The 25,441-nt window shown below is 40.5% G+C and carries 26 protein-coding genes; 10 read left to right on the top strand and 16 right to left on the bottom strand.

Annotated elements, in window-relative coordinates; translation table 11 throughout:
- Window positions 1-4 precede the first annotated feature (4 nt).
- Complete coding sequence (locus tag VMUT_RS10980) at window positions 5-1,522, bottom strand: hypothetical protein (protein WP_148224763.1); 1,518 nt, start codon at window positions 1,520-1,522, stop codon at window positions 5-7.
- A gap of 125 nt (window positions 1,523-1,647) precedes the next feature.
- On the opposite strand from VMUT_RS10980, the gene VMUT_RS10975 reads away from it, so the two are divergent.
- Entirely contained in the window at window positions 1,648-2,220 is a 573-nt protein-coding gene (locus tag VMUT_RS10975; RefSeq protein ID WP_013605482.1) for a 50S ribosomal protein L6, read from the top strand.
- Window positions 2,221-2,228: 8 nt separating this feature from the next.
- Here VMUT_RS10975 and VMUT_RS10970 read toward each other — a convergent pair whose 3' ends face one another.
- Window positions 2,229-2,831 carry a nucleotidyltransferase gene (locus VMUT_RS10970; RefSeq protein WP_013605481.1) on the bottom strand — a complete coding sequence of 201 codons (603 nt, stop codon included), beginning with the start codon at window positions 2,829-2,831 and terminating at the stop codon, window positions 2,229-2,231.
- A gap of 45 nt (window positions 2,832-2,876) precedes the next feature.
- Between VMUT_RS10970 and VMUT_RS10965 the strand changes: the two genes are divergently transcribed.
- Window positions 2,877-3,299, top strand: coding sequence for a hypothetical protein (locus tag VMUT_RS10965; protein WP_013605480.1), 423 nt, complete (start codon window positions 2,877-2,879; stop codon window positions 3,297-3,299).
- Between the two features lie 3 nt (window positions 3,300-3,302).
- Here VMUT_RS10965 and VMUT_RS10960 read toward each other — a convergent pair whose 3' ends face one another.
- From VMUT_RS10960 to VMUT_RS10950, 3 genes are all read right to left on the bottom strand, one after another.
- A complete protein-coding gene (locus VMUT_RS10960) occupies window positions 3,303-4,403 on the bottom strand; it encodes a DNA primase (RefSeq protein WP_013605479.1) in 1,101 nt (366 codons plus the stop codon).
- Between the two features lie 97 nt (window positions 4,404-4,500).
- Window positions 4,501-6,024, bottom strand: a complete 1,524-nt coding sequence (locus VMUT_RS10955) for a vWA domain-containing protein (RefSeq protein ID WP_237699654.1) — start codon at window positions 6,022-6,024, stop codon at window positions 4,501-4,503.
- 80 nt (window positions 6,025-6,104) lie between these two features.
- Complete coding sequence (locus VMUT_RS10950; RefSeq protein ID WP_013605477.1) at window positions 6,105-7,106, bottom strand: AAA family ATPase; 1,002 nt, start codon at window positions 7,104-7,106, stop codon at window positions 6,105-6,107.
- Between the two features lie 133 nt (window positions 7,107-7,239).
- Here VMUT_RS10950 and VMUT_RS10945 point away from each other — a divergent pair, with 133 nt between their 5' ends.
- The 3 genes from VMUT_RS10945 to VMUT_RS10935 all read left to right on the top strand — a co-directional run bounded on the left by VMUT_RS10945 (window position 7,240) and on the right by VMUT_RS10935 (window position 9,275).
- Entirely contained in the window at window positions 7,240-7,551 is a 312-nt protein-coding gene (locus VMUT_RS10945; protein WP_013605476.1) for a hypothetical protein, read from the top strand.
- A gap of 65 nt (window positions 7,552-7,616) precedes the next feature.
- Window positions 7,617-8,933 carry a Clp1/GlmU family protein gene (locus tag VMUT_RS10940; RefSeq protein WP_013605475.1) on the top strand — a complete coding sequence of 439 codons (1,317 nt, stop codon included), beginning with the start codon at window positions 7,617-7,619 and terminating at the stop codon, window positions 8,931-8,933.
- Window positions 8,934-8,996: 63 nt separating this feature from the next.
- Window positions 8,997-9,275, top strand: a complete 279-nt coding sequence (locus VMUT_RS10935) for an ATP cone domain-containing protein (protein ID WP_013605474.1) — start codon at window positions 8,997-8,999, stop codon at window positions 9,273-9,275.
- A 25-nt stretch (window positions 9,276-9,300) separates the two neighbouring features.
- Here the strand turns inward: VMUT_RS10935 and VMUT_RS10930 are convergent, their stop codons facing one another.
- Window positions 9,301-9,639, bottom strand: a complete 339-nt coding sequence (locus VMUT_RS10930; RefSeq protein WP_013605473.1) for a hypothetical protein — start codon at window positions 9,637-9,639, stop codon at window positions 9,301-9,303.
- Window positions 9,640-9,696: 57 nt separating this feature from the next.
- Here VMUT_RS10930 and VMUT_RS10925 point away from each other — a divergent pair, with 57 nt between their 5' ends.
- On the top strand, window positions 9,697-10,269 hold the full coding sequence (locus VMUT_RS10925) for an ASCH domain-containing protein (RefSeq protein ID WP_013605472.1): 573 nt from the start codon (window positions 9,697-9,699) through the stop codon (window positions 10,267-10,269).
- On the opposite strand, the gene ileS is transcribed toward VMUT_RS10925, so the two are convergent.
- Both ileS and surE read right to left on the bottom strand, forming a co-directional pair.
- A complete protein-coding gene (ileS, locus tag VMUT_RS10920; RefSeq protein ID WP_013605471.1) occupies window positions 10,263-13,277 on the bottom strand; it encodes an isoleucine--tRNA ligase in 3,015 nt (1,004 codons plus the stop codon). The genes VMUT_RS10925 and ileS overlap by 7 nt on opposite strands.
- Window positions 13,278-13,365: 88 nt before the next feature.
- Window positions 13,366-14,190, bottom strand: coding sequence for a 5'/3'-nucleotidase SurE (gene surE / locus VMUT_RS10915; RefSeq protein WP_013605470.1), 825 nt, complete (start codon window positions 14,188-14,190; stop codon window positions 13,366-13,368).
- Window positions 14,191-14,272: 82 nt separating this feature from the next.
- On the opposite strand from surE, the gene VMUT_RS10910 reads away from it, so the two are divergent.
- The 3 genes from VMUT_RS10910 (at window position 14,273) to VMUT_RS10900 (ending at window position 16,412) form a co-directional block, all read left to right on the top strand.
- On the top strand, window positions 14,273-14,842 hold the full coding sequence (locus tag VMUT_RS10910) for an exosome complex RNA-binding protein Csl4 (protein ID WP_013605469.1): 570 nt from the start codon (window positions 14,273-14,275) through the stop codon (window positions 14,840-14,842).
- A 205-nt stretch (window positions 14,843-15,047) separates the two neighbouring features.
- Window positions 15,048-15,746 carry a B3/B4 domain-containing protein gene (locus VMUT_RS10905; protein WP_013605468.1) on the top strand — a complete coding sequence of 233 codons (699 nt, stop codon included), beginning with the start codon at window positions 15,048-15,050 and terminating at the stop codon, window positions 15,744-15,746.
- Between the two features lie 33 nt (window positions 15,747-15,779).
- Complete coding sequence (locus VMUT_RS10900; protein ID WP_013605467.1) at window positions 15,780-16,412, top strand: pyridoxamine 5'-phosphate oxidase family protein; 633 nt, start codon at window positions 15,780-15,782, stop codon at window positions 16,410-16,412.
- Here VMUT_RS10900 and VMUT_RS10895 read toward each other — a convergent pair.
- From VMUT_RS10895 to VMUT_RS10865, 7 genes are all read right to left on the bottom strand, one after another.
- Complete coding sequence (locus VMUT_RS10895) at window positions 16,405-17,730, bottom strand: cyclic 2,3-diphosphoglycerate synthase (RefSeq protein WP_048057047.1); 1,326 nt, start codon at window positions 17,728-17,730, stop codon at window positions 16,405-16,407. The genes VMUT_RS10900 and VMUT_RS10895 overlap by 8 nt on opposite strands.
- Window positions 17,731-17,775: 45 nt before the next feature.
- Window positions 17,776-18,177, bottom strand: a complete 402-nt coding sequence (locus VMUT_RS10890) for a hypothetical protein (protein ID WP_148224760.1) — start codon at window positions 18,175-18,177, stop codon at window positions 17,776-17,778.
- Window positions 18,178-18,236: 59 nt separating this feature from the next.
- Window positions 18,237-19,433, bottom strand: a complete 1,197-nt coding sequence (locus VMUT_RS10885) for a DNA double-strand break repair nuclease NurA (RefSeq protein WP_013605464.1) — start codon at window positions 19,431-19,433, stop codon at window positions 18,237-18,239.
- 169 nt (window positions 19,434-19,602) lie between these two features.
- The gene (locus tag VMUT_RS10880) at window positions 19,603-20,880 is read right to left on the bottom strand and encodes an NADH-quinone oxidoreductase subunit D (protein ID WP_013605463.1); all 1,278 of its coding nucleotides are present in this window, start codon (window positions 20,878-20,880) and stop codon (window positions 19,603-19,605) included.
- On the bottom strand, window positions 20,880-22,139 hold the full coding sequence (gene nuoB, locus VMUT_RS10875) for an NADH-quinone oxidoreductase subunit NuoB (protein ID WP_013605462.1): 1,260 nt from the start codon (window positions 22,137-22,139) through the stop codon (window positions 20,880-20,882). The genes VMUT_RS10880 and nuoB overlap by 1 nt, the downstream gene beginning before the upstream one ends.
- A gap of 5 nt (window positions 22,140-22,144) precedes the next feature.
- On the bottom strand, window positions 22,145-22,588 hold the full coding sequence (locus VMUT_RS10870; RefSeq protein ID WP_013605461.1) for an NADH dehydrogenase subunit 3: 444 nt from the start codon (window positions 22,586-22,588) through the stop codon (window positions 22,145-22,147).
- Window positions 22,585-23,034, bottom strand: coding sequence for a RecB-family nuclease (locus VMUT_RS10865; protein WP_048057305.1), 450 nt, complete (start codon window positions 23,032-23,034; stop codon window positions 22,585-22,587). The genes VMUT_RS10870 and VMUT_RS10865 overlap by 4 nt, the downstream gene beginning before the upstream one ends.
- 78 nt (window positions 23,035-23,112) lie before the next feature.
- On the opposite strand from VMUT_RS10865, the gene VMUT_RS10860 reads away from it, so the two are divergent.
- Window positions 23,113-24,270: a CBS domain-containing protein gene (locus VMUT_RS10860; protein ID WP_013605459.1), complete on the top strand. Its 1,158-nt coding sequence runs from the start codon at window positions 23,113-23,115 to the stop codon at window positions 24,268-24,270.
- A gap of 114 nt (window positions 24,271-24,384) precedes the next feature.
- Here VMUT_RS10860 and VMUT_RS10855 read toward each other — a convergent pair whose 3' ends face one another.
- Entirely contained in the window at window positions 24,385-25,308 is a 924-nt protein-coding gene (locus VMUT_RS10855; RefSeq protein ID WP_048057046.1) for a hypothetical protein, read from the bottom strand.
- Window positions 25,309-25,441 lie beyond the last annotated feature (133 nt).

Below are 25,441 nucleotides of genomic sequence, written 5' to 3'. Positions count from 1 at the left end.
CTCATCACCCTAGTGGTTCAAATTCGTTGCCTTTATAATATATGTAGAGAATTATGTAATATGTGGAATCTCCAATGTAGACTAAGGTCTTTGCCGTACCTACTGGCGCATTTTTTATTGATTTTCCGAATATCACAATTCTATTGCTTAAGTAGAATTGCGGTGATATCCCGTACGGTAATACCAAGATCTGTGTCTTGGGCACGGTGCTTGACTGTCCATTTGAGTTTCTATAAACTGTGATTACTAGAAACATGGGAGAGTTTGGTAAGTTCCAGTAGCATACGGAGCCCTTTTGTCCACTTGCTGGGTTACCGCTCTTGCTATAATACGTGCAAGGTACTGGATACGACTCTTGACTATTACCATTTGCTGGGTTTAGTGTAAAGTTTATTGTTTGGAATATATAACCATAGACTGATTTGTATATAGCAGATATTCTGAGTCCAAGTGATCTCTTTCCAGATAAATTGTAAATATTCTTTAAACATGTTGTGTTAAATACACTTGGGTCTATGAAGAATATTGAGTTTTGGTTTGTTCCGTTTGGTAATACCATTATCATTAGTAATGGTATAGTTATGTTGTTAGGCCATATTAAGTAGCCGTGGTCTCCAAGTCCACCGATACTTACGTACGCATCTATATATATGCTGGATGCGTTATTTATGTATGGATGACTTACCGATAAATTACCGAATACGCTTGTGCAAGTTAAATAGGACATGTTAAATATTGCTACACCATTATTATTTGTTACTTCCGGTGGTGAAGTGCCTGTACATATTGCGAAGCCAAAGCCATTTTTTCCATTATTACTTGAGGTACTGTAGTACATTATTGTGTATGTTATTTGCACAGTAGCATTGGGTATTGGTTGCTGGGGATTTGATGCGAATTTCGTTACCTTTACTATTACCATGTTTGCCGAAGTGTTATTTACCACCGTGACATTAAGTACAGGATATATCACTAACTTAAGGTCATAATAGGTTCTCTTTAATCCTAGTAATTGCATTACATAGTTATAGTTAATATTCCATCTTACTCTACCATAAGGCAATATAAGGTAGTAATTCGTTATATAGAAAGATGTAATGTTGAGAGTATTTGTTAAATAGCCGAAGAAACCGCTTGATGATTGTGGTATTTGGCATATTGCTTGATTTGATGCTGGACCTGGTAATGTGTTTATTCCGTTTTGATAATCCCAATAGACTAGAGCCAATACTTTGAACGGGTCTAGGTGGTTTGGTTGGTTTGGCTCGGCTAGTCCGAAGGATGTTAGTGTACTTGCATTTAATCCCCAGTTTGGTGGGTTTCCTGAATTCGTAACAATGTACTGGAGTAGTGACTGGGCCATGGCGTTCAGCTGGAAGGCATTAACCTCAGAACCAGCCGAATAAGAATAATTGGGCACTAGGAATATGAAGATGATGATTGCAACAACAATCACAGGTATTATTATGGCTAACTCAATAGCGCTCGATTGTCCCTTGGTATTTAATTTGAAATTGATCATTAATAATAAATTGAATAGTAGGTTTTTAAATCTAGCTGAACGTGAAATACATTCTCCTATTGCTATGATGATCATATTAATGATACTAAACGCTTTAATAGGGGTCTAATTACCATCAATTTGACATGGCTAGGCAGCCATATGTTTTTGAGGAGGTGGAGGTTCCAGAGGGTGTTAAGGTTGATGTTAGTGGTAGTAAGGTTGTTATTAAGGGCCCATTGGGTACCCTGGAAAGAGACTTCGGTAATATACCAGTTATTATAAGGGCTTCCGATGGCTCTATAATTGTTGAGTCTTACTTTGCTGGTAGGAGTGAGAAGGCTGTCGTTGGTACCGTGTCTGGCCACATTAAGAATATGATCCTTGGAGTTACAAAGGGCTGGAGGTACAAGCTTAAGATTGTGTTCTCCCACTTCCCAATGAATGCTAAGGTTCAGGGTAATCAATTAATTATTGAGAATTTCATGGGTAGGAGATCAAAGATTATGCTCAATATACCCAAGGGTGTTAAGGTGTCAACTACTAAGGATGACATTGTTGTCGAGGGTATTGATAAGGAGATTGTTAGTCAATTTGCGGCAAACGTTGAATTAGCTACAACATTGAGAGGCGAGGAGAGGATTAGTCCCCATGGTCGTGAAGGTGGCCCCGGCGTCTTAGATGGAATCTATGTATATAGTGTCGAGCACATGAAGTAAAATTATCCTTACTCAAGGTATATACCTGATTTCTCGAGTCTTCTTTCAATCGCATCCTTATCATCAACGTAATAATTAATGGCCCTCCTTAAATACTCCCTATCAATACCTACCTTACTCTCTGGATCTGCGAGCACTTCGGCGATCCTTGATAGAAATTCATCGCCCTCCTCACTAGCCTCCCTGGCCTTTAGGACTAATAGGTCCTCAAGCCTTATACTCCTTATTTCAAGACCATTAACCTTAACCTTCACAGCATTTCTTACCATTTCCTCGGGTATGTATATGTCGAGTATGTTCTCCATGAGGTCAACTCTAACTACCTGGGCATCAACTAGGATTTCGTAATACATCATTCCATTCATGTCCATACCAACATCCCAATCATTCTCCCTGGCTATATCCTCAAAAAGCTCTGGTTCCGTTATTGTTGATTTGTTTATGATGAACATGTCTATGTCATGTACGTTCCAATCAATACCATAGAGAAGGGGTAACACGGCACTACCTATAAGCATGAACTCAATACTCCTCTTACTTAATTCAGAACCCACCTTTATTAATGCCTTCCTTATTAAATCCACGGTTCCTTTAGATTGATTACTCCTCATGCGTAGTCTTTAAATTACCATTTAAATTTAAGTATTTTGCCAAATATGTCTGGAGTATCGTTTAAGGCCGTGGGTATTAGATTCGACTACCTACATGCAGAACGCCTCCAATTAATACCACCGCAAACACAGGTTGCATTTAATGTGAACCTTGTCATTGGGCCTAATGCCGTGACCAGGGGTGATATTGTTGAGATACCCTTTTCATTAGCCGCAAGTTCCAACCCATCCATTGTCAACATATCAATTAGAGGTGCATTAATTATTCAGGGTGACCCAAAGCAACTTGAGGATATTGTGAAGTCCGTGAATTCAGGTAAGTCACCGCAAGTAATTCAGATGATGATTGGTCAATACGTATTCTTTGAGGTAAATCTATTACTCAAGGAACTGGGTATTCCACCGGCAATGCCCATAGTACCTCCACCTCAACAGCAGAGACAGGGTGAGGGAATGATGTATGCGTAGTCATTAACTATGTGCCTGCTGCATTGATTGAAATTTCCTAATTGCCTTAACGGTATACTGCAGTGGGTTTTTAACTCCACAACCCAAGTTGGTTGGGCACAATCCTAGACTATTCATTTCCTGGCAGGATGGAGGCATGTAGAACTTATGTCCACCCCTAAGGCCAGCAATATGCTCTACCTGGTACCTAGTCTTCTTCTCATCAAAATCCGCCACGGTTTTAAATAAATTAACCACATCATCAACACAATCCTCCATTGGCTTGCCCTCAAGGTCATGGCATCTCCTAAGCATGTAGGCTGCGATGGCAAACCTAGCTTGGTGGCTCGGATTACCACCAGTTTTAATTTCGTTAATTATTGAATCCATGCAGGGTGGTGTTAAACCAGTTATTTGGACCTTAACCTTAATAGTGGACCCAGGCTTATACTCCTTAAGTTCCTTCATTCCATTTAGCGCATCAACCAGTGGTCTTGTTTCATCAAGATTCTCAGCAGCTTTACTAATTAACTCAATGACCTTCTTCTCCACAGCCTCCTCCACGAGCCTAACCAAGTCTTTATACGTGATTAATACCCAACCCCTTAATAGGTATCTGTTAACGAGCTTCCAATATGGATCATTCTTAGGCATGTACCTCAAGTAATCCCAAATCCTGACACCCACGTCGAAGGCTAATGCCAGGTTCTCGTCATAAACTTCAAGGTCTCTCAGCCTTACGGCATTGATACCAAATTCCTTAGCAAGGTATATTACACAATCAGGGTCCTCAAGCAGTAATTTACTTGAAAATCTCTTGCTCTCTACATCGGCAAATCTTCTCCATAAGGACTTATCAAGATGCGCAGCTAGTACTACCGCTATGTAATGCGCCAGTAATTCATCCTCGCCAATATCTGGGTCATCTGTTATTGAGTTTTTCATTATTGCTTCGCTGAGTATTTCATAAGCACGCTGAAGCAATTGCTTACCCATTACTGAATCAGCCAAGTCATTAATGTATATCCCCCTTTCACTGGTTATTTCCCTAAATCTTGTGAGACCCTCCTTGCTAAATGGGTATTTCACGATAAAACCCACGTAATCATTAAAGCACCTAAGCACTTAATTCACCAAATTAATAATAACATGTGAGTATATAAAGAAATTTAAGTCAGTAATTCGGCGTATTATGAGATGCATTATCATTAATTTAATGATACTACATACTATGTAGTTTATCCATTATCAATGCCTTGCCCAGGTCGTGTATACTACTTATCTTTATGAAAAGTCCACCGCCAATCTTCGAAAGCCTCATTAACAGTTCATCATCACTATTCTCACCAATGGCTATGGTGGATATGGTCGTGCCATTTCTCCTAAGTCTAACAGCCTCCTTAACGCACATGCTTGAGTTAACGGTCCTACCATCAGTTACACAGATAACATGCTTAGAATTACTTTTAGACCTGGTCAATACTTCCCTGGACCTCTCAAGTGCATTTGCTAAATTCGTACCACCACCAGCATATACGTACTTAAGCATATAGTTCATCTGCTGCCAATACCTCCTAACCTGGTGCAACCCCCACAGTACATCAGCCCTGAAGTTAAAGAGTACCATTGCTAACCTATCATTGGTCTTTGAAAGGAATTGTATGTATTGGGAAACAGCATCCTTTGCAATCTCTATCTTGGGCATACCACTACTAAGCTCCCTCATGCTGCCTGATACGTCTAGGCATAGGACGATATCTATGGTCTTAACATTCGCGTACTCCTTAACCACAATGTCCTTATTAGTGAATAGTTTGTGCATCATTGTCTTTCTACTTAGGTTCATAGCCGTCTTTTGCAGATCAACGTCAAAGTAATTATCGCCAACCTTATACTCCCTGACACTGACTACGTATGTTGGGTATTTGTCAATGTCCGTAAACCTAACAATCTTTACCTGACCCATACTACTCATGGCATTTCTAACTACATTCCTCAAGGCTTCAAACATTCTCTCCCCATCCTTACTTCTCCTAAAATCTGTAGGCAATAATCCATAGTTTCTTAAGTATGGCTCCATTTTTCTAAGAACCTTGACCTTCTCCACAATGTTAACATAAGGATCTATAAACATATTTATTAATTGAGCTAGGTTTAGGAAGTTAACCGTTCCAACACCGCCATATAGTATTTCGTATATTGTTGATATTATTGAGTCAAGCTTGGCATCCTTATTACGTTCATCAATATTGGCAATTAATGACCTACTCATAGATAGATCCTGGTTCTCCTCAGCGCTATATTCAGCGCCAAATCCACTACCAACATTATTAGTGCCTCTTTCATAGTTCTCCTCCGTATTCTCACCCTCACTGGTCTCACCATTATTATTAACATTAAAGCCAGCCACTTGCTGCATGGATGGCTCCTCAGCCTCGCTCTGATTCTTCTCAATATCCTCGAAGGCCCTTTCAAAGGCCTCCTCAAGAACTCTCTTCTTATCATCGGGATTTGATGTTTCCACAGATAAATAGAGGTTCTCAATACCAACTCTAGTAATTGTCTCCTTAAATTTTTCATAATCAACACCACCCTCAATTAGTATCCTCATCATTATGTCATCGGCCGCCGCCTCAAAGCTCCTTATTGAACCTGGCCTAACGACCCTAGAATCCTCCTGCAAGTACTCATAAACCTTACTGAGTACTCTCGTTATCATTTGCGCCGGATCAGCATTTGTACTCAAGCCTTAACCCCATTATGAATATTGTATGCCATATTAAATAACTTACCCATTTAATTACTCATAATTGTTCATAGTGATGGTCATCTCCTTGAATATCTCCTATACATCATTATGGCTTCATCAAACTTACGTGCAAGGTAATCCCTCTTTTCCGTTTCATTGGCGAAGTTTCCACGCACCACATTAACCATATTACTAATGATCTCCTTCTTCAAATCATTTAATGATACCTCCCTACCATCTAGCCATGCCCTCGACATGGCAGTCGTTATTGCATATATTGCCGACCTAATGCTTGGCCCAACTTCTATATTACTATCTTGAGCAACTAGTGTCATGAATGTAGCAGTGACGTCAGTCAATGCATCAGGAGCTTTTAAACCAAGATGCTCCATGTATAGGCTACTCTTCCAGGAAAGGATTGACTTCAGAAGGTCCTTGTCAGGGTATGGTATCTCTACAACCTTCATCCTATCCGCCAACGCCTCACTGAGTTCATAAACGCCCGAGTACTCGGCAGGGTTTGACGTAGCTATTACTAGGAAGTCACTCCTTATCTTGAAGCCCCTGATGAATACGTAGTGCTCCTGGAGAACCTGTAACAAGGCTGCCTGGCTATATGGATTTAACCTATTTATTTCGTCAAGTATTAATATGCCACTGTGAGCCATAACCAAGGGGCCAGGTATATAAGCCAGTGGATGATCAAGACCAGCCTGTAGCGCCACTGCTATGTCGATGTCTCCTGTTAATTCTGTGGCTGTCATATGACTATGGCATGCAACCTCAATGTAAGGAGGCTCGGAGATATGGATTATATCCGCCAATGATTCAGCCAGTGATGTCTTCCCTATACCCACGGGTCCCATTATGAGCACATGCCTACCCACGGCAAGGCTACTTAGTACGTCCATTGCGATATCATTCAATCCCTTAAGCTCCCTCTCCAACTCCGTAAGTATCTTCTTAACGCCCTTAGTCCTTATAGCATCGGCGATCAACCTATTAACCTGGACTTCCTCCCTCTTAACTAAGTCTGATAGTCGCGGCAATAATGTCATCAAGTCCTTACCTGTTGCCATTCAGTACAAACGCACTTATTGAGCTTTAAATTTTTAGTGCTACATCGTTTTAACTAATTTGCCTATGCATGAGGAGAAAGGTATTAATATCCTTACTCAATAACGCCTTAGTCGTTTCGAAAAGGTGGTTTTGGTGAAGTATGGTTACTCGGATGAGGAAGACCTAAATGAGTATGAATTAAAGCGAGAAATAAGGGACCCTAAGCAGCGATGGATTGTTAGGATAATAAGGTCAATGAAGGATTACTATAAGAAATGCCCATACTACGACACAAGATCTGGCGACTGCTTCATATTATTCAATACTGAGAACAATAAATGCCCAAGGGAGGGTAGGTACGAGGGTTGCCCAATACTTGAGGCATTTCTTGCAAATAGATACGAAGAGCTTAAGAAGAAGGGTAGGCCAATACCGTATGACTTCAGGGATTTAGCTTTATATTAATAATAAAACAACATACCTTTATTGAATAATCAAGCTTAAATAATTACGTAAGTAATAATTATGCTGTGGATATCCAGACAGTTGGACCCAATGAATTCTTAAGTATTGACGGACCTGCAAGTATTAGGGTAATGAATGGTAGGTTATATGTATTGGGTGTTGAATATGGCTCAGGGGATTCATTTACTGTTATGAGGGGTAGAAGAATAATTGCTAAGTCATTGAATGATTCTAAGATTGATGTTGTGCTTGGTCCTGAGGGTAAGATTGAGAAGGTAGATGGAAACAACGAAGTCATTGATGTGTGGGATAGGGCATTATCCGCAATACCACTAAGGAACTCCACGATAATAATACTGGGCGCTATGGATGTTGGTAAAACGACCGTGACGACAATCCTAGTAAATAAGGGAGTGAGAGAGAACCTTAGGGTTGGTGTTATTGATGGTGATCCAGGACAAAACGATATTGGACCGCCAACGACAATCTCAGCATCAATAGCAACAAGTTTCATAACGCACTTAACACAGTTGAGGAATTTGAGGTCTGTATTCGTAAAGACAACAAGTATAGAACATGTATGGAATTACGTATTAGATTCAATTTCTAGATTAATCGATGACCTTAAACATAACTATAATGCCGATACCATAGTAATTAATACTGATGGATGGGTTTCTGACTCAACAGCCATAAAGTTTAAACTTGAAATAGTCAAGCGAGCTAATGCGAGCCACATCATCGTGATTAAACGTAATGATGAGGTTGACGAGCTACTCAAGGAATTATCCAGCCTAGCTAGAAATGTTATTGTAATACCATCACCACCAAACGCAAGAATTAGGGATAGGGATGATAGGAAGATAAGGAGAGAAATGGGTTATAGTAAGTATTTAATGCCTTCGAGAGAATTAAGCATAAATCTTAGGGAGAGACCTATCATAAATTTACCATTATTTAATGGGTTGAAGTATGATAACTATATTATAAGTCTCATTAGAAGAAGTCTTAACTTGCCAATACACTATATTGAACAGTGGGGTAATGCCGCAGTGGCCATCGGCAATGTTAAGGAATTCCAAGTTAGGAATCTTGGTGACGTAAACATAGCCATATTACCTGAGAATTGGGAGAGCGGATTATTAGTGGCATTGGAGGATAAGAATAACTATCTTTTGTCATTGGGTATATTACGAAAGATTTACTATAATACTGGTAAAGCAGTGGTATCAGTACATGAGTCGTTCAATAATGAAAATATGATTGATCATATTAGGCTTGGTATGATTAGAGTTAATGATAACTATGAGGAGATAGAGAAGGTCCTCTATATTGGTAAGGTTGAATCATTATTATCCTCACAAATTATACTTAAAAGATGACAATAGGATGGAGAATCATTGAAGGAGAAAGATATTTTAGGCAACGTTTTGCTAAATAATTATATGGTAAATAAGGTAGTTAAGAGGGATGGTTCTGAGGAGGACTTCATAATCGAAAAGATAATAGTTAGTATATTAAAAACAGGGGCGCCAATAGACGCTGCACGAAGAATAGCTAGAAAGATTGAATGTCAATTCATGGACGTGGATAAAGTAACAGCCAAGGACTTAACCAAGGCAATATTGATGGAGCTCAAGAAGGCTAATGAGGATTGGTATAGGAATTGGATAGTCTTTGATAGGGCCGTAAAGCGTAGGTTAACAGAAAAGGAGATAGAGTGAGAATTACCCTTACTTGAACATAAAATCATCTTTTACTTTTACCCCTGGTTTTCCTTTCCTCTCTTATCTTTGCTTCTTTTCCTTTTTCCTTCTCTCTCCTAATGGGCCTTAGACTATTCTCGTAAATCATATTAATCAAAACAATAAATATTGTTGCAATAATCATTATCATTAATGTCCAGGGAATTATACCGAGCGCTAATGGCCCTAATGCACCTGATGAGAATAATTGAGAAATGCTTATGGAGCTTGATGTAATGAATGTATAGCCATGCTTTATCAATATTACGAAGTAGGCAGCTAATCCTATCATTAGACCTGCGTAGGCCGCATTTACGTACTTAACAATATTCCCAAGATTCATTAGGTATACCGCGAATAAACGCTTTTAAAAGTGCTCTCTCCCTCATTAACCGTAAGGATGCGTAGGATTGTTTACCTGGGTAGGCACCTAATGCTTAAGTCGAAGTACCTGGATAAGTTAGATAACGGTAGGTTCACGACAATTAGGCTTGGTATAATTAGACCGAAGTATAGGGAGGTGTTTATTCATAGTGGTGGTATGGTTGTTGCAAGGGCGCGAATAGTGAACGTTCTTTATAAAAGGGTCTCTGAACTAACTGATGAGGATGCCGTGATTGATGGTTTTATTAGTAGAGATTCCTTAATTGATGAATTGAGGAAGATTTATGGCGATGTTTCAAGTAATGATTGGGTTACGATATTAATGCTTGAAGTTACTGATAGGATTGGCCGTAGGGATGATGGCTCAGTTGGGCTTGGTCCCATTGATATTGCTAGGCTTGCACTTAGGTATAATGTACCAATGAGTGAGGAGGAGAGGAAAATATTACAGGAATTAATTAATGAGGGTAGTATTCGTAAGGCTGCAATTAAGCTATTTGGTTCCTTTAGGGGCAGGGTAGTTATTAGGAGAGTTATTAGAAGGGCGCTTAAGCACTTAATTAGTATGGGTGTTATCACTGATTATTGAGCCATGCGTTCTATCCCTATCCTAACCTTTATATCCTCGATGTCCCAATCCATGGTAAATGCGTTTATCGGTACTTTGCCGATGATTATGTCAATGGCCCTAACCTCATTCATTACGTAATCCCTATATTCACTTATTGCGGACAGCAATTCGCTATTCCCTGTATTCACATAAACCCTTATCCTCTCATCAATCTTAAGGTTGGCCTTAGCCCTCATAGTCTGTATACGCCTAACAACCTCCCTCGCAAGAGCCTCATAATACAGTCTCTTATCTATGACCTTACTAAGGCATATCTCGTAACCCTTACCCTGCGCCCTAACATACTCGCTCTCATTACACTGACCTAACTCACTTACAAATTCTACCTCTTTAACATTAGCCAGATACTCAAGTAAATGCTTTATCTGCCTAAGCATGTCTAGATTACTGCCATCAACTTTAATTACTGCTCTAGCGAGGGGCCACCTTAACTTCACCTTTATTCTATTTCTCATTTCTGCAATATCTGAGAATATCATAAATAATGAATCAAAGGCACTCTCTAGTTTCTCATTTATGTATTTCTCATTTACCTGAGGCATTAATGTCAGGTGTACACTATCTACTTCATTTTTCTCAAACCTCCTTATGAATGAATTCCATAGGTATTCTGTTATGTGCGGTACCAATGCCGATCCCATTATTAATGCTCCCTTAATTACGTAATAAAGAATTGAATATGCAGCGTACTTATCCTCCCTACTCTCCTCAATCCAGACCCTACGCCTAATTAACCTAATATAGCCATGGCTTAAATCATCAACCACTAGACCAATCCATTCTCTAGCAGCCATGTGAAGCTCCATATTATCCATGTAATTGATGAATCTACGTAACCTACTATAGAACCTACTAAGTATCCATTTATCCTCGATCAATCCCTTATCAATCAACTCCTCAAGTCTATGCATGGCTGGGTCAAACTTATCAAGGGTCATGTAAGTATCTGCGAATTTAACAATATTCCATAGTATTGACAATGCACTCCTAGTTTCCATAATTTCATCTGGATCTACTGACATGGTATCCCAAGGAGAAGACTTAATTAGTAGGTATAGCCTTGTTGGGTCGGCACCCCACTTATTGAATAAATCCTCAGCCCAAACCACGTTGCCCTTGGACTTACTCATCTTCTGACCGTACTTATCGACCACATGACCGCTAATTAATATTGATTTATATGGAGCCTTATTCATCCAAAGAACCGAAGTTACTAATAATGAATAGAACCAACCCCTGGTCTGGTCTATCGCCTCTGTTACCCAGTCATAGGGGTATAACCTATTGAATAATTCCTTATTTCTAAGACCATCAACGCTGGCTATCCAGGCAACACCACTATCCATCCAAACATCAACAACAAAGGATTCCCTAACCCACTCCTTACAGTCCTCAGTCTCTATCCTTACCATGTCAATCCAAGGCCTGTGAACAAGCATCTCACTGGGCACATTAGGTATGAACTTGGCGTACTTCCTTAATTCATCCAGTGATCCTATGACCAAGACCTTACTTGGGTCATCCTTACAACGCCAGACAGGTAATGGCGTACCCCAGACCCTACTTCTCGATATTGTCCAATCCCTGGCGTTCGCAACCCAATTATCGAACCTATCCCTCAGGAAGTCTGGGTATATCTTCACCTTCCTAAGCTCCTCAACAAGCCTATCCCTATAAGCGGATACCCTAATGAACCATTGCCTATCGGACCTGTAAATCAGTGGTGTGCCACACCTCCAACAATGTGGGTATGCGTGAGTTATCGTACCATAATGAAGAAGTAAACCTCTCTCCTTCAAATCTCTAATCACTTCCTGGGAAACATCAAGCCAATATTTACCGCGGAATTCACCACCAGTCTCATTAAATATCCCATTAATTTCCACAGAATTTGTGATTGGCAAACCATACTTCTTAGCAACCTCAAAATCCTCAGGTCCATGAGCAGGAGCTATGTGTACAAGTCCAGTACCGTCCTCGAGAGTTACGAAATCAGCTAAAACAACATAGTGCGCCTTCTCAATGTGACCTGCATGTATTGGTACCTTATCCATATAAATGTGCCTATACCTAATCCCTGCTAATTCTGAACCCTTAACAACCCTGACAATTTCGTAATCCTTAATGCCGAACTTCTCCATCAACCTAGGTACAAGGGGCTCCGCAAGCCATAGGTACTCCGTATTATTATTGATAATAACCCTAACCAGCGCATAGTTGAAGTTTGGGTTAACTGCGACAGCCTCATTATCAACTAAGGTCCAGGGCGTCGTAGTCCAAATAACTAGGTAGGTATTGTTAGTGCCCTCCACTGGGAATTTAACAAATATCGATGGATCCTCTCTATCCTCATAACCCTGGTCAACCTCAGCATCACTGAGCGCAGTCTCACACCTTGGACAGAAGGGCAATACCCTATAATCCTCAAACAAAAGCCCCTTCTCCCAGGCATTCTTTAGGAAGGACCAAACATGCTCTATGTAGTAAGGCCTCCTAGTTTCATAGGCCCTATCAAGGTCGAGCCATAGACCAAGCCTCCTCGTACCAACCTCCCTCCACTTCTCAAGGTAGTAATCAACCAGTGAGTTACACTCAAGACTGAACTTCTCGTAACCAACCTTCTCAATATCCTTCTTAGTACTGAGCCCTAACTTCTTCTCAACCTCAATCTCCACGGGCAAGCCCTGCTCATCCCAGCCACCCTGAGCCCAAACCCTATAGCCAAGCAATCTGTGATATCTGAGAACAACGTCCTTATACGTCCTACCCCTAATATGACCAACGTGTGGAAAGCCATTAGTTGTTGGTGGGCCTTCAAGGAACGTGAACCATTTATCAGTATTTCCAGGACCTTCACGCCATCTTCCCTCGATATTTATATCATGCCAATACTGCCTAACTACTTCCTCAATCCTTTTTACATCGAACTGAACCTCCAGTGTGAATCGTGAATCAATAATGGACACCCACCACAAACTATGTTGAGTATTTAAAAATTTCACGCAATATTATTAATGTTAATGCGCCATTGATATTGCGGTCCATAGCACCACGTTATTTTCCATTTAAACTATTTTTAATGGCATTATTGAGATCATCAATAAGACCATTAAGCACCTTAAGGTCGGTATATGTATGCGGCCCCAGAGCATTCATATCAAGTGTTAATGGAGTCAATGCTATGTTGTTCTCCTTATGAACAACATACGTATCACTGTCAGGTTCAGGCTCTATTAGTGAACCAAAAAGCCAATAATACTTGTTTCCCCTGGGATCAATCCTTACATCAACCTTCTCAGAGAATTTTAACTTTGAAGCCCTAACAAGTTTAACCTTAACGTCCTTACTTACGGCCCTTGGAAAGTTTATGCTTATTACATCAACACCCCTGGGCATGCCATTTCTCAATATGAACATTGTTGATTCTCTAACTACAGCCCTCAAAATCGGTACTAACTCCTCATTGTTTTCAAGCTCATCACTACTTTCAACATCAACAGAATACGCTATTGCTGGAATACCAAGCAATGCTGCTTGGAATGCAGCGCCCAATGTACCTGAAGATAGTATGACTTGCATTGATGTATTATCACCAACATTTATACCGGAGAGAACAAGGTCAACATTACCTGTTATCTCAAGCGCCGCTAAATATATTGTATCTGATGGAGTACCCGATGTTGCATAAACCTCAAAACCACATAAATCCACTCTAGAAACCCTGAGAGGCTTATGCAGCGTTATGCCAAGTCCTGAGGCGGACTTTGGCGTTTCAGGGGCAACAACATAGACATCACCCAAATCCTTAACGTATTCATAAAGCATCCTAAGTCCTGGGCTGTATATACCATCATCGTTTGTTACGAGTATCCTAACCACAAGGTCCTTGATTTTAAAGGTTTATAAAGGGTTTCGTGCTCAGTAATCAAGGACTATAATAGGACTAAGTGGTGAATAAACCATGGATAAAGAAATAGTTGCACCGGGAGATGTTATAGGTGTCGCTGAGGAATATTTGCCTGGGGAGAATGTTGAAGTTGATACGGATGGTAAGTTGAGGGCTCAGGTTATGGGTATTGTAGTTAGGAATGAGCGGGACCATGTAGTTAGCGTTAAACCCTTAAGAAGCAGTAATTCATTATTAAGGGTAAATGATGTCGTTTATGGCAGAGTCATAGCAATACCAAATGATAGGGTTGTTATTGTGAAGATAATTGGTGTTGAGAATAATGGCGGCAAGATGGCGTTGAAGGATGATGTGACGGGCATAATACCGCCATCCCAATTACTAAATGGTAAGTCAAGTAACGCCAGTGAAATACTTGGAATTGGTGATATAATTAGAGCTAGAGTAATATCTAGGGATCCGCCATATACGTTAACCCTAAGGGATGCGCAACTTGGTGTTGTTTATGCAAGATGCCCTAGATGCGGTCATGAATTGAAATTAAAGGGCAATGATTTGTTGCAATGCCCCAATTGTGGTGCTGTGGTTAGGCGTAAGGTTAGCCTTATTGAATACTGGATATGAGATCAGCCGTAATACCACTCCTCATAATGTCAGGGGTCGAGGTGCTCATCATTAACACGCGAACATAATTAAGGTAGGTATTAAAAATTTCTTTAAACAACGATGAAGCAGAGTGATGAAGACTGGTATTTCTGAATAATGAGGAGTGGCACCAGAGCTGATTTATTGGTAAAAATTTAATATCAAAATATTGTTATGTAATCGCGTGAAACTCTCAATAGATACTAAGCTCAGGGGTAAGGTCTTTGTTGGTGTAGGCATAGTCAGTAATGTAATTAATAATGATTACCCAAGCGAATTACTGGCTACCATTAACAATACTATTGAGGATGTTAGGGCTAAGTACAGTCTTGATAAGCTTAAGGATGACCCTATAATCAGGTTTTATAGGGATTTTTATTGGCATGAACTTGGTATAGACCCAACGAAGCAACGACCAGCCCAGGAGGCACTGCTTAGAAGGATTCTCAGGGGTGAGGACTTGCCAAGGATTAATCCAGTGGTTGATATTGGGAATGCAGCAAGCATAAAGTACTTAGTACCAATTGGGCTTTATGATATTGATAGTTTTAGTGGTAAGGATCTCATCATACGATATGCACGGGATGGAGAGACCTTTAATCCAATTGGTTCACCTAAAAGGACCCTAAGCAATAATCAAATTATACTATCGACAATAGATGGCTTAATACTACATGTTTATCCATATAGGGATTCTGAAATTACGAAGATAAGGACTGAAACAAAAAATGTATTAATAATTACCGCAGGTGTACCTGGCATTGATGATGAGAGACTCCTTGACTCCGTGCAATTCATAATCGACCTGACGACCAGGTATTTAGGAGGAGTTATCCATGCTAGACCTGTCGTAGTTAGGGATGAGGGGAATTTATCATTATGATAATCCTTAATTAGTAAATAGTTTTAACATTGTGTGGACATCCGTAAGGTTAAAGTCGTTAGATACAGCGAGAGGGCTTCTTATGATAGGGATGAACTCATGAAAATACTGAGTAGAAACTTCATATGTCATGTTGGATTTATAGATGAGGGTGAGCCATATGTAATACCAATGCTTTATGTTAATGATGACCAGTACATTTACATGCATGGATCACCTGATAGTAGATTGATTAAGATAATAGGTGGTGGATCACCAATAGTTATTGCTGTGACGGAAATCCATGGGATAGTCCTCTCAAGTGATCTATGTAATAACTCAATTAATTACGCATCAGTTATTGTATATGGTAGGGGGTCATTCGTTAATGAACCAGGTGAAAAACTTCGTGTATTTCAATTAATAATTAATAGGTTAGTACCTGGAAGAATAGGCGATACTGACTTACCGACAATTGATGAGTTGAATTCAGTGGCTGTTGTCAAGGTTAAGATTGAGGATTTCGCAATCAAGAAGAGGGAGGGAGGACCCAAAATTAGTAGCGATAAGCATTGGGAAGGCGTAATACCAATAGTAATTAATTATGGAAAACTAATAAGCATGAACAATAAACCAATACCAAGGTATTTAATGGACTTAGTCATGAACCATCAACAAATTACTTAAGTCTCACTCGCTCAAGGAATTCATCAATTAACTGACCTACTGTTGGCCCTTCAAGAACCTTAAGTCTCCATTTAGCCCTAACTATTGGCTTATCAATCTTAACAACATCCTCAATGTGAGCTGGAGTACCCATAATGACTACGTCAGCTGGTATCCTCCTTATGGTCTCCTCTAAATCCCTTATTTGCTCTGGAGTATAGCCTAGGCTTGGTAGTACTGACCCCATGTGCGTATACTTGGCGTAGGTCTCCTTTATTATGCCCACAGCGTACGGCTTTGGATCTACTATCTCAGCATTATACTTCTTGGCTGCTATGTACCCTGCCGCGTATGGTAAACCTCCATGAGTGACCGTTGGCGCATCCTCAATAACAATCACCCTCTTACCTGATACTTCATTCGGATTATCCAGGTAAACCTCAAGATCAGCCTGCGTAATTGATGCCCCTTGATTAACGGCTTTAATATTATTGATTATTGTCCTAACATTATCAGGAGTTGAATCAGACACCTTCGTTATTATTATTGAATTGGCCAACCTAGTATTTACCTCACCAGGGAAGCTGCCGACCTCATGCCCTGGTCTCCTGGCATCAGTAACCGTTATTAAGTAATCAGTGTAGTAGAATGGGAAATCGTTATTACCACCATCCCATAGTATTACGTCTGCCATGGTCTCTGCCTCATTGAGTATCATCTCATAATCAACACCAGCAAGTACGGGTACACCGATCTCAATATAATGTTCATACTCCTCCCTTTCCTCAAACGTTATTTTCATCAAGTCCTGCTTTGTCTTAAATATCTGAACAAGCATATCATCGGGATTCATATAAATCATGGGATGCCTTATTGACGCGACCCTTAGTCCTCTCCTAAGGAGTTCTACTGTTACCTCATGGGAAACCGTTGATTTACCAGCACCTGTTCTAGTAGCAACAACACCTATCATTGGCTTGGAGGACTTTATCATGGTATCCCTCGGACCAAGAATCCTAAAGCTTGCACCACTTGCTAAAATAATACTTATTATTTTACCGACATCATTATAAAGTAAATCACTATATGCTAAGATAACCTCATCAGCACCCAAGTCTCTAATTAACCGGTTTAAATCCTCGAGATCCTTAAGTCCAACTAGGGGTATACCGCCTGGTTGATAGAGATCTCCTGAACCCTTTATGTAACGCTTACCACCAATACCTGGTATCTGAACCTGGGCGACAGCAACAACCTTATACTCTGGGTTATGCCTGAAGTACATGTTGAATACATGTAGGTCTCGACCGCCCGCACCCAGTATTATTACCCTCCGCAACGAGTAATCACCATTCCTTTAGGCAATACCACTGCTATTTAACATTTACCTAATGTTCATTAAGCAAGGACAATTTCCTAGACCCTCAATAATACTTCTTAATAATGAAATTTCAGTACCATCATTGAACACGAACGTTACGAATGACTGCTCATTACGCACAGTAATTAATTCACTCCATGGGTAGAAAATATCAACGGGCTTTACATAGATCCCTTCTTCATAAATGACATAGTTATCCATACTTAATAACTGCGATCCCCATATGCTTAATAATTTCCTATTTATTATTCTATTGATGATTATGACTAGGATAAGAAGTGTAAGTATTATGATTGGTGCAAAAATCGGTTGAATGAATCTAATACCCACTACTGCAGCTATTGCCAAAGGTATGAATATAGCCACCTTAATTATCAAGCCTCTCATTCTAATTCCAATCCTCATTAACATAGAACAATTAAATTAGTGGTATTAAAATATAGCCTGCCATTAGGTTAGGGCAATTAAGCCTCAAGCCTCCTCACTAGGTAAGCCTTTTGTGGATTAGTTAATTGAAGCATTGTCAACAGGGCTGGGTTTAAATCCTTTGAACCCTTAATTATTAGGCTCCTTACGTAATCCAGTATTTTGGGGTCAAGCCTTACATACTCATCAACCCTATCAAGTAGGAAGGGGTAGCCTGTATCTGTTGTTTGGGACTCAAGATAAGTAACTATGTCGTCAATACTTATCTTATTACCTGGATTAAAGACCTCAAGCTTAACTGCAGGTGCGCCATTACGTGGCTTGTAAAACACCACGTATATCTCCTTAAGCATTCTTAACCCTGAATGACTAGACCCACTGAAAACCTGCTCAAGGTTCATTAAACCCTCATTAAGCCTTCTATTCATTAATTCCTTAATATTATCACAACCTGTGCCTTTGCACCTCTTTCTTAGCTCGCAATCACTATAGTTTATTTGAACCCATGATGGAAGAATATCACCATAACTACCCAACACCATGTACTCACCATTATTTAGGACTAGGCTTGCAATGAGCTTGTCATTCATTGGTAAGCACTCATTAGTCAGTATTGATAGGAACCTTGACCTAACCCTCTTAACAACACCAATTAATGGTACACCAGTCTTTAATGCTAAGTCCAGTAAATCGCCAATTATACTTGTTACGCGGGCAAGTACACCACCCTCAACAGGTAGATTATATGGCAACGGATGCATCGGTATTTCACCATCAAGAATAACCAGGTCAACCTCCTTCCTGCCCCGGGCCTTATTACGAAGAAGCCTAATCGCCAACTCCCTTTCCCTGACCTGAGCTCTCCTCGTAATTACTCTCTCAAACTCACCGACATCCTCAAAAACAACCTCACCAGTCATGTACCTATCATAAGAACCATTAAGATAACCAACATAGCCGTAAGAGAGGACTGTCATGACGCCGCCAACGAGCTCGAGAGGCGGCGTTGGGTAACTCGAGTCAATTGCGTAGGCATTGAAAGCCCTTGTTAATGAACCAATGCTCTTAATTAATCCTCTATCCTCAATAACCTTCCTCAAATCACGGACCAGGGCAAGTACCTGTGAATCAACGCCTTCATCAAGCATTTTCTTAACATCAGATTGTATGGAAAGTAGTAATGGAGGTTCAATCCAAAACTCAATGTCTCCAGGTCCATAATCACTGGGTAACATCTAGGAAATAAACACAGAGAGGTATATAAAGCACTAATGAGCAAGAGTGAGTGGGAGTTGTAACTATTTCCTGGGCATTATTATTCTCTCCCTACTTTATTAGTATTGTGAAAGTCCTGCCTTGAGGACTACTCATAGTCTTTAGTGTAAATGGCTGATTTAATTCCGTTTATCTATCGGCCTCTGGTGGGAAGTAACCGAAGCTTCCGTATATGGCCGGTACATCTGCTAACCTATAGCCCTTTAGCGACTCCATGAATCCCCTGAGCAGTAGCCATGATGGTGTGACCATCCTTAACCTATACGGCACGTTGCTGTGCCCGTCAGATATTAATGTGAATAGTAGTAGTCCTCTCGAGGCTTCCGTCAATGTCGTTGCCTCGCCAGCGCTTGGTGTTAGTCCCACATGCGTCTTTGTTAGGAATGTCCTAATGTCCTTGGCTGCCTGCGGCCTATCCTTCGGCGGTATTCTCGATAGTAGTTTCTCACTAATTATTGGTGTGTCTGGTATGTTCTTAACCGCCTGCCTAATTATCTTAATACTCTGCCTAATCTCCTCAACCCTAACCAGGAACCTTGAGTATGAATCACCCTCATCAGCCACCGGTATATCCCACTCAAACTCATTATATACCTCATAGGGCTCTACCTTCCTAACATCATACTCAACACCAGATGCCCTAAGGAACGGACCAACTAAGCCGTACTTAATTGCCTCCTCCTTTGTTAGTACGCCAACCTCCTTAAGTCTATGTATCGTCACTGGATTCTTAACGAATATTGATCCCATATCATTCATCTTCCTCTCCAGGTAATTCGTCAATTCATAAACAAAGTTAAGGACCTCGGGCTTAACATCCCACCTAACACCACCAGGCACGGTATAACTAAGTGTTGTTCTCGCGCCCGTAATTCTTATGAAAGCCTCATTGATCACATCCCTGAGCCCAAAGGCCCACATATAGCCTGTACTATGACCAATGAACACGGCGAGTATTCCAGTATCGTATAGGTGTGTGGCTATCCTACTCAACTCAGCCAGTATTACCCTAATGTACTGGGCCCTCTTTGGCACGTCAAGGTCAGCCAATTTCTCCACTGCACGTGAATAACCAAGATCGAAATTAGCCGAGTCCTGAATAGTAGGCCTCTCGATAAGAGGTATGACGTGTATGTACAACCTAGTTTCAGCCAATTTCTCTACACCCCTATGAACATAACCTGGATCTGGTATTGCATCAATTACATAGTCACCCTTGAGCCTCAGTATTATCCTCATGTGACCACTACCTGGATGCTGAGGACCGATGAAGACTAGATACTCATCGCTCCTGTAGGCCTCCTCAACATATTCCTTTGGTATTGGTACGAAGTTCCTAGTGAACTCCTCAGGTACCTCCATTTGAACGGGTAGTTCTACATATCTCTCATCGTTACCCATGTCCATCACCCAGTGCTATCATCCATCTCCCGCTTATCTTCACCCGATTTTTCCTGGGCAGGTTTTACCTGTGGTGGTGTGATCTCTGCGGGCTTTGGTTGCGAAGCCTGCTGTGTGGGTTTTGGTTGGGCCGGTGCCTGGACTGGCTTTTGTGGCGCTGCTGGTTTTGGCTGTGGTGGCGCCATGGGTAGTCCTGGAAATTCCCTATCGATAATATAGAACTCCCTAACTATTGGTACATCCTTCCTAAGTGGAAACTTAACTGGCGTATCTGGGTCCAGTAAGAAGTTCTTACCCATCCATGGATTACCCTCAAACCAGACACCAAAGAAATCATACATTTCACGCTCCATGTAATCCGCACTTGGCCAAACATCAATTAGGCTCAGTACCCTGGGATTATCCCTTGGGATTTCCGTTGTTAATGATACTAGTACCGGCATTAATTCCTTCTTGCTATAGCTTGAGATCCAATACTCGACATAGAACTTATTCTCGTGTGGCGCATCAATTACATTAACTGACTTTACATGATCAAAGCCTAGTTTTGATAATGATAATGCAGCATCCCTTAACTTATTGGGTTCCGTGTTAACACATATTCTATTAACGTCTGTTACAACGATCTTCTTGGCCGATTCCCTGAGTGCAGGCATTAATTGATTAGTTATTAATTCATAGCCGAAGGGCCACTCAACTTTCTTTTCCTGGCAAACCGGTATGTGCGGATTAGGGGTTATCCTATGTGGTGGGTTTGGTGCGGGTTGTTTTGTTGGTGTTGGTGTGAAGATCTTCGTTAAATCAATGGTCTTTGGCTTAACATTGGCCTTAGCCTCGCCTGTCTCTATTTTCCTTTGGACAATCCTAATCATTTGAATAACGGCTTCAGGTGTTGGTGGGCAACCGATGGCGTATGCATCAACTGGCACGATTTTATTAACCGGAACTGCATGATAACTATTCCAGAATACACCGCCCTCAGCGGCGCAGGAGCCCATGGCAATCACATACTTGGGATCACTCATTTGCTCCCAAATGTATCTAAGGACCCTTGCCATTTTGAAGGATATCGTACCCTCAACAAGGATTAGGTTAGTCTGCCTTGGTGAATGCCATGGTAATGAACCAAGCCTTTCCGCGTCATATGTTGGGTTCCAGGTATGTGCCATCTCAACACCGCAACACGCCGTTACGAGGTGGACAGGCCATAGGGAATACTTCGTACCCCACTTCTTGTAGGGTTCTAAATATTTGTCAAGTGACATTCGCGTCACCTACCACTTGACCTTCTTATAAATTCTTTGGGATACGCAATTTTTAATGCGTATTTATAACCAACATAGATACTGGGTAGAGTTATTACTAGTATCGCTAGTATTATGTAGGTTATTGGTAGTGCCATGACAGTAGCTGATGACAAAATTAGTAGTATTACTATGATCGGCTCCATGCCTAGAAACATGATTAGAAAACCTACGTATTGTATTGGGAACACGTACCTGGCCTCACCAACCGGTGGGTTACCAGCCTCATATCTCTGAAGCTTCGATACATTTGGATTCCTAGTAGCAATCCTCTTTGCTATGTATATTACTGCAGCATCGGTTATTAGGGCTATCACCACGAGTACTATCAGTATTGCTAATGCATCAATGAATGCTGACATCGTGACCGAAAGAATTAGCAATGAGGCATTTTTAAGTAATAACCTCATTCAATGCATTTATCAAGTACCTTATTAAGTGCTAATGTTAATAATGCCGTACTACCCACATCCCTACTAATAACCTTAACTTGCTGCCCCAAATTCAATTCGCTCTGCATAAATGACTGATCGGAAGCCTGGACTATCATTAAAGTCCTACCCTTAATATTATCCATAGGATTACCCCTCGTACTCAGGAAGTAAATTGAGTCGGGTCGCAATAACTCAATGGCATCCTTAATATCTGGTAGCACTATTAATGTAGCCCCTGATTTAAGAACAAGCCTAAAGGCCTCAGGTATTCCCTGCTGTGCTGCTGTACCCACAGCCTTAGTTATGACTATCGTCTTTACACCAAAGCCAAGTGATACCTTTATTGCATCAAGAAGTTTCTGAACACTGGCTGGATTATGAATCACAGGGATTGTATCGCTGAGGATTTGTTGGCAATCCATCGTGGCCGTATCTTCCATCCCTATTTATAAAAATTATACCCAATTAAATTATTAAAGGCCTAATCAAGTATTTCCTCAATGAGTACACCACTAGTTAGTGAGCTCATGGACCATGCAATAGTTATCGCAAAACCTAAGGACATTGTTTCCAAGATAATTTCAGACATGAAGGATTATAAGGTTTGGGTTGTCCCCGTCATTAATGAGAACGGTAAATTAGTCGGTACCCTGAGCTATAGGGATTTACTCGAACGTAGGATTAGTCTCAAATCTAAGGTCTCAAGTGCAATGTCGCCACCATATTCAATAAACCAGGATTCAGACCTGATAAAAGCCATGGCAAAGATCCTTACATTGAAGGTTAGGGCCTTACCCGTTGTGGATTCTGGCATGAACCTTGTTGGTATTCTAACTAGGGAAAAAATACTAAGGTACTTAGTTAATGGTAAGTTGTTACCTCGAATTACCGTATCATCAATAATGTCTAAACCTGCGATTACTATTGACGCCAATGAAGCCGTGGCAAGGGCTAAATGGCTTATGATTAGGCATGGAATAACACGCCTACCAGTACTTGAGTCAAGTAAGCTCTACGGTATAGTTTCAATGCGCGACATAGTTGAGCGTTTATACTACGCATCAATACCACGGCGCAGTAGGAGGGGTGACGTTGTTGGCACCGAGGATGACATACTCGCAGCTCCCGCGAAGGCAATAGCAACTACGCCAGTAATAACCGTTAGCGAGAGTGATGATGTCTACACCGCGGTTAATTTAATGCTTGATAAGGGTATTTCTGGAATGCCCGTGATTTCTGGGGAATCCGTGGTGGGGGTCATCTCAAGTTATGACGTTATAAGGGCTGTTATTAGACCATATGAGGAGATACCTGTAGAGGCTAAGCTCGCTGAAATTGATGAAGATGTTAAGCCATTGGTTGAGAAGGTAATTTCAAATTACATTGCCAAGATAAATAGGATGACGAATGTGATAGACATGAAGATAAACATCAAGAAGTACGAGAAGGGAGGTGAAGAGAAGAGGAGTAAGTACTCCGTTCACATAATGCTTAAGGACAACGCTGACACGTACACCGTTAACGAAGTTGATTGGGACCCAGTCAACGCGGTTAGGTATGCCTTTGAGACATTGATTAAGAGAATTGAGAGGGAAATAAATAGAACAAGGGATATAAAAAGGAGAGGAAGACTACGCGGAGGACCTCCGGGTGAGTAAAAAACTAATGATGCAAGTGATGAACGCACCCTTTAATGACTGATGATTACTTCGCCAACGACTGATATAAAGGTAAATCACTGAAGTATTGAGAACATACAAAGACCTGATCCATTAATGAGAAGCATTAGATGTTATGTTATGGAAGATAGGCGGAAATGGTATTAACGGTATTGTTATGTTCCCGATATTTGTGTTCAGCATAACATATCCATAGGGTAATTCTGCATCGTTTGTTGGAAGCGTGTAGTTCACTGTACATATCGTTGATGCTGAAAATGAAGTTTCTAACCGACTAGATGGCATATTTACGATAAACAATGTAGAGAATGTACCTGATCTAGTCGGTAGAGAGAAACCAGTAAAGCTCATTGGATTTATAACTAAGGATTTACTTAAAATGCATGAGGTTAACAAAGAGCCATTATAGGCGTACATCTCATAACTAATAATCGTCATTGAACTTGATAATGGATCCATAACACGTAGAGAGAACAATGATCCCTGAGTTAGCCCGTAAAATGCAATACCCATTGGTTGTTTCATCGGAATGACCTCGATTATCGATACGTTGTATGTAACCCCAGGTAATCTTAAATTGGCTAGTTCATTGGTGAGTATTGTGATTGTTATGTTTATATTCGTTATGTTATTCATGGACGAATTAAATAAGTTAAGTATTACTGGTAGTGAGACTGTGGTTTTTGGTGGTATTATGAATGCCATCGGATATGCTAGGAATACCTGATATGGTATTGGTGGTTGTATGGTAATTATGTTAATTGTAATATTCATTAATTCATTTGTTGGGTTCGTTATGTTTAGATACAAAGCCACGAAACTATAATTCCCATATGTGGAAATATAAAGCATGGGTTTCGTCAATGACTCGTAATACTCTGATACGCTCCTTAACATGCCCGTTCTTAACGCATTAACTTCATTCTTTAATGAGATGACAATCATGCTCAGATAAGCACCAATAATCACAAGAATCACTGTCAAGACGACAATAACATAAATGCATAAATTGGACATAGTGGTTAGGTAAAAATACGACCTAGTTTTAAACATTGCTAAATTAAGAGTTGTTCCTTATGGTATAATAATTATTATTAACTAGTAAGTACTATAAGTGCTATTGGACTTATTGATATTATCTATTTTTGAA

This window comes from Vulcanisaeta moutnovskia 768-28, from assembly GCF_000190315.1.
Lineage (GTDB): Archaea > Thermoproteota > Thermoprotei > Thermoproteales > Thermocladiaceae > Vulcanisaeta > Vulcanisaeta moutnovskia.
Note: the sequence above shows the minus strand (reverse complement) of the source record. Positions and strands in the feature narration are given on the sequence as shown.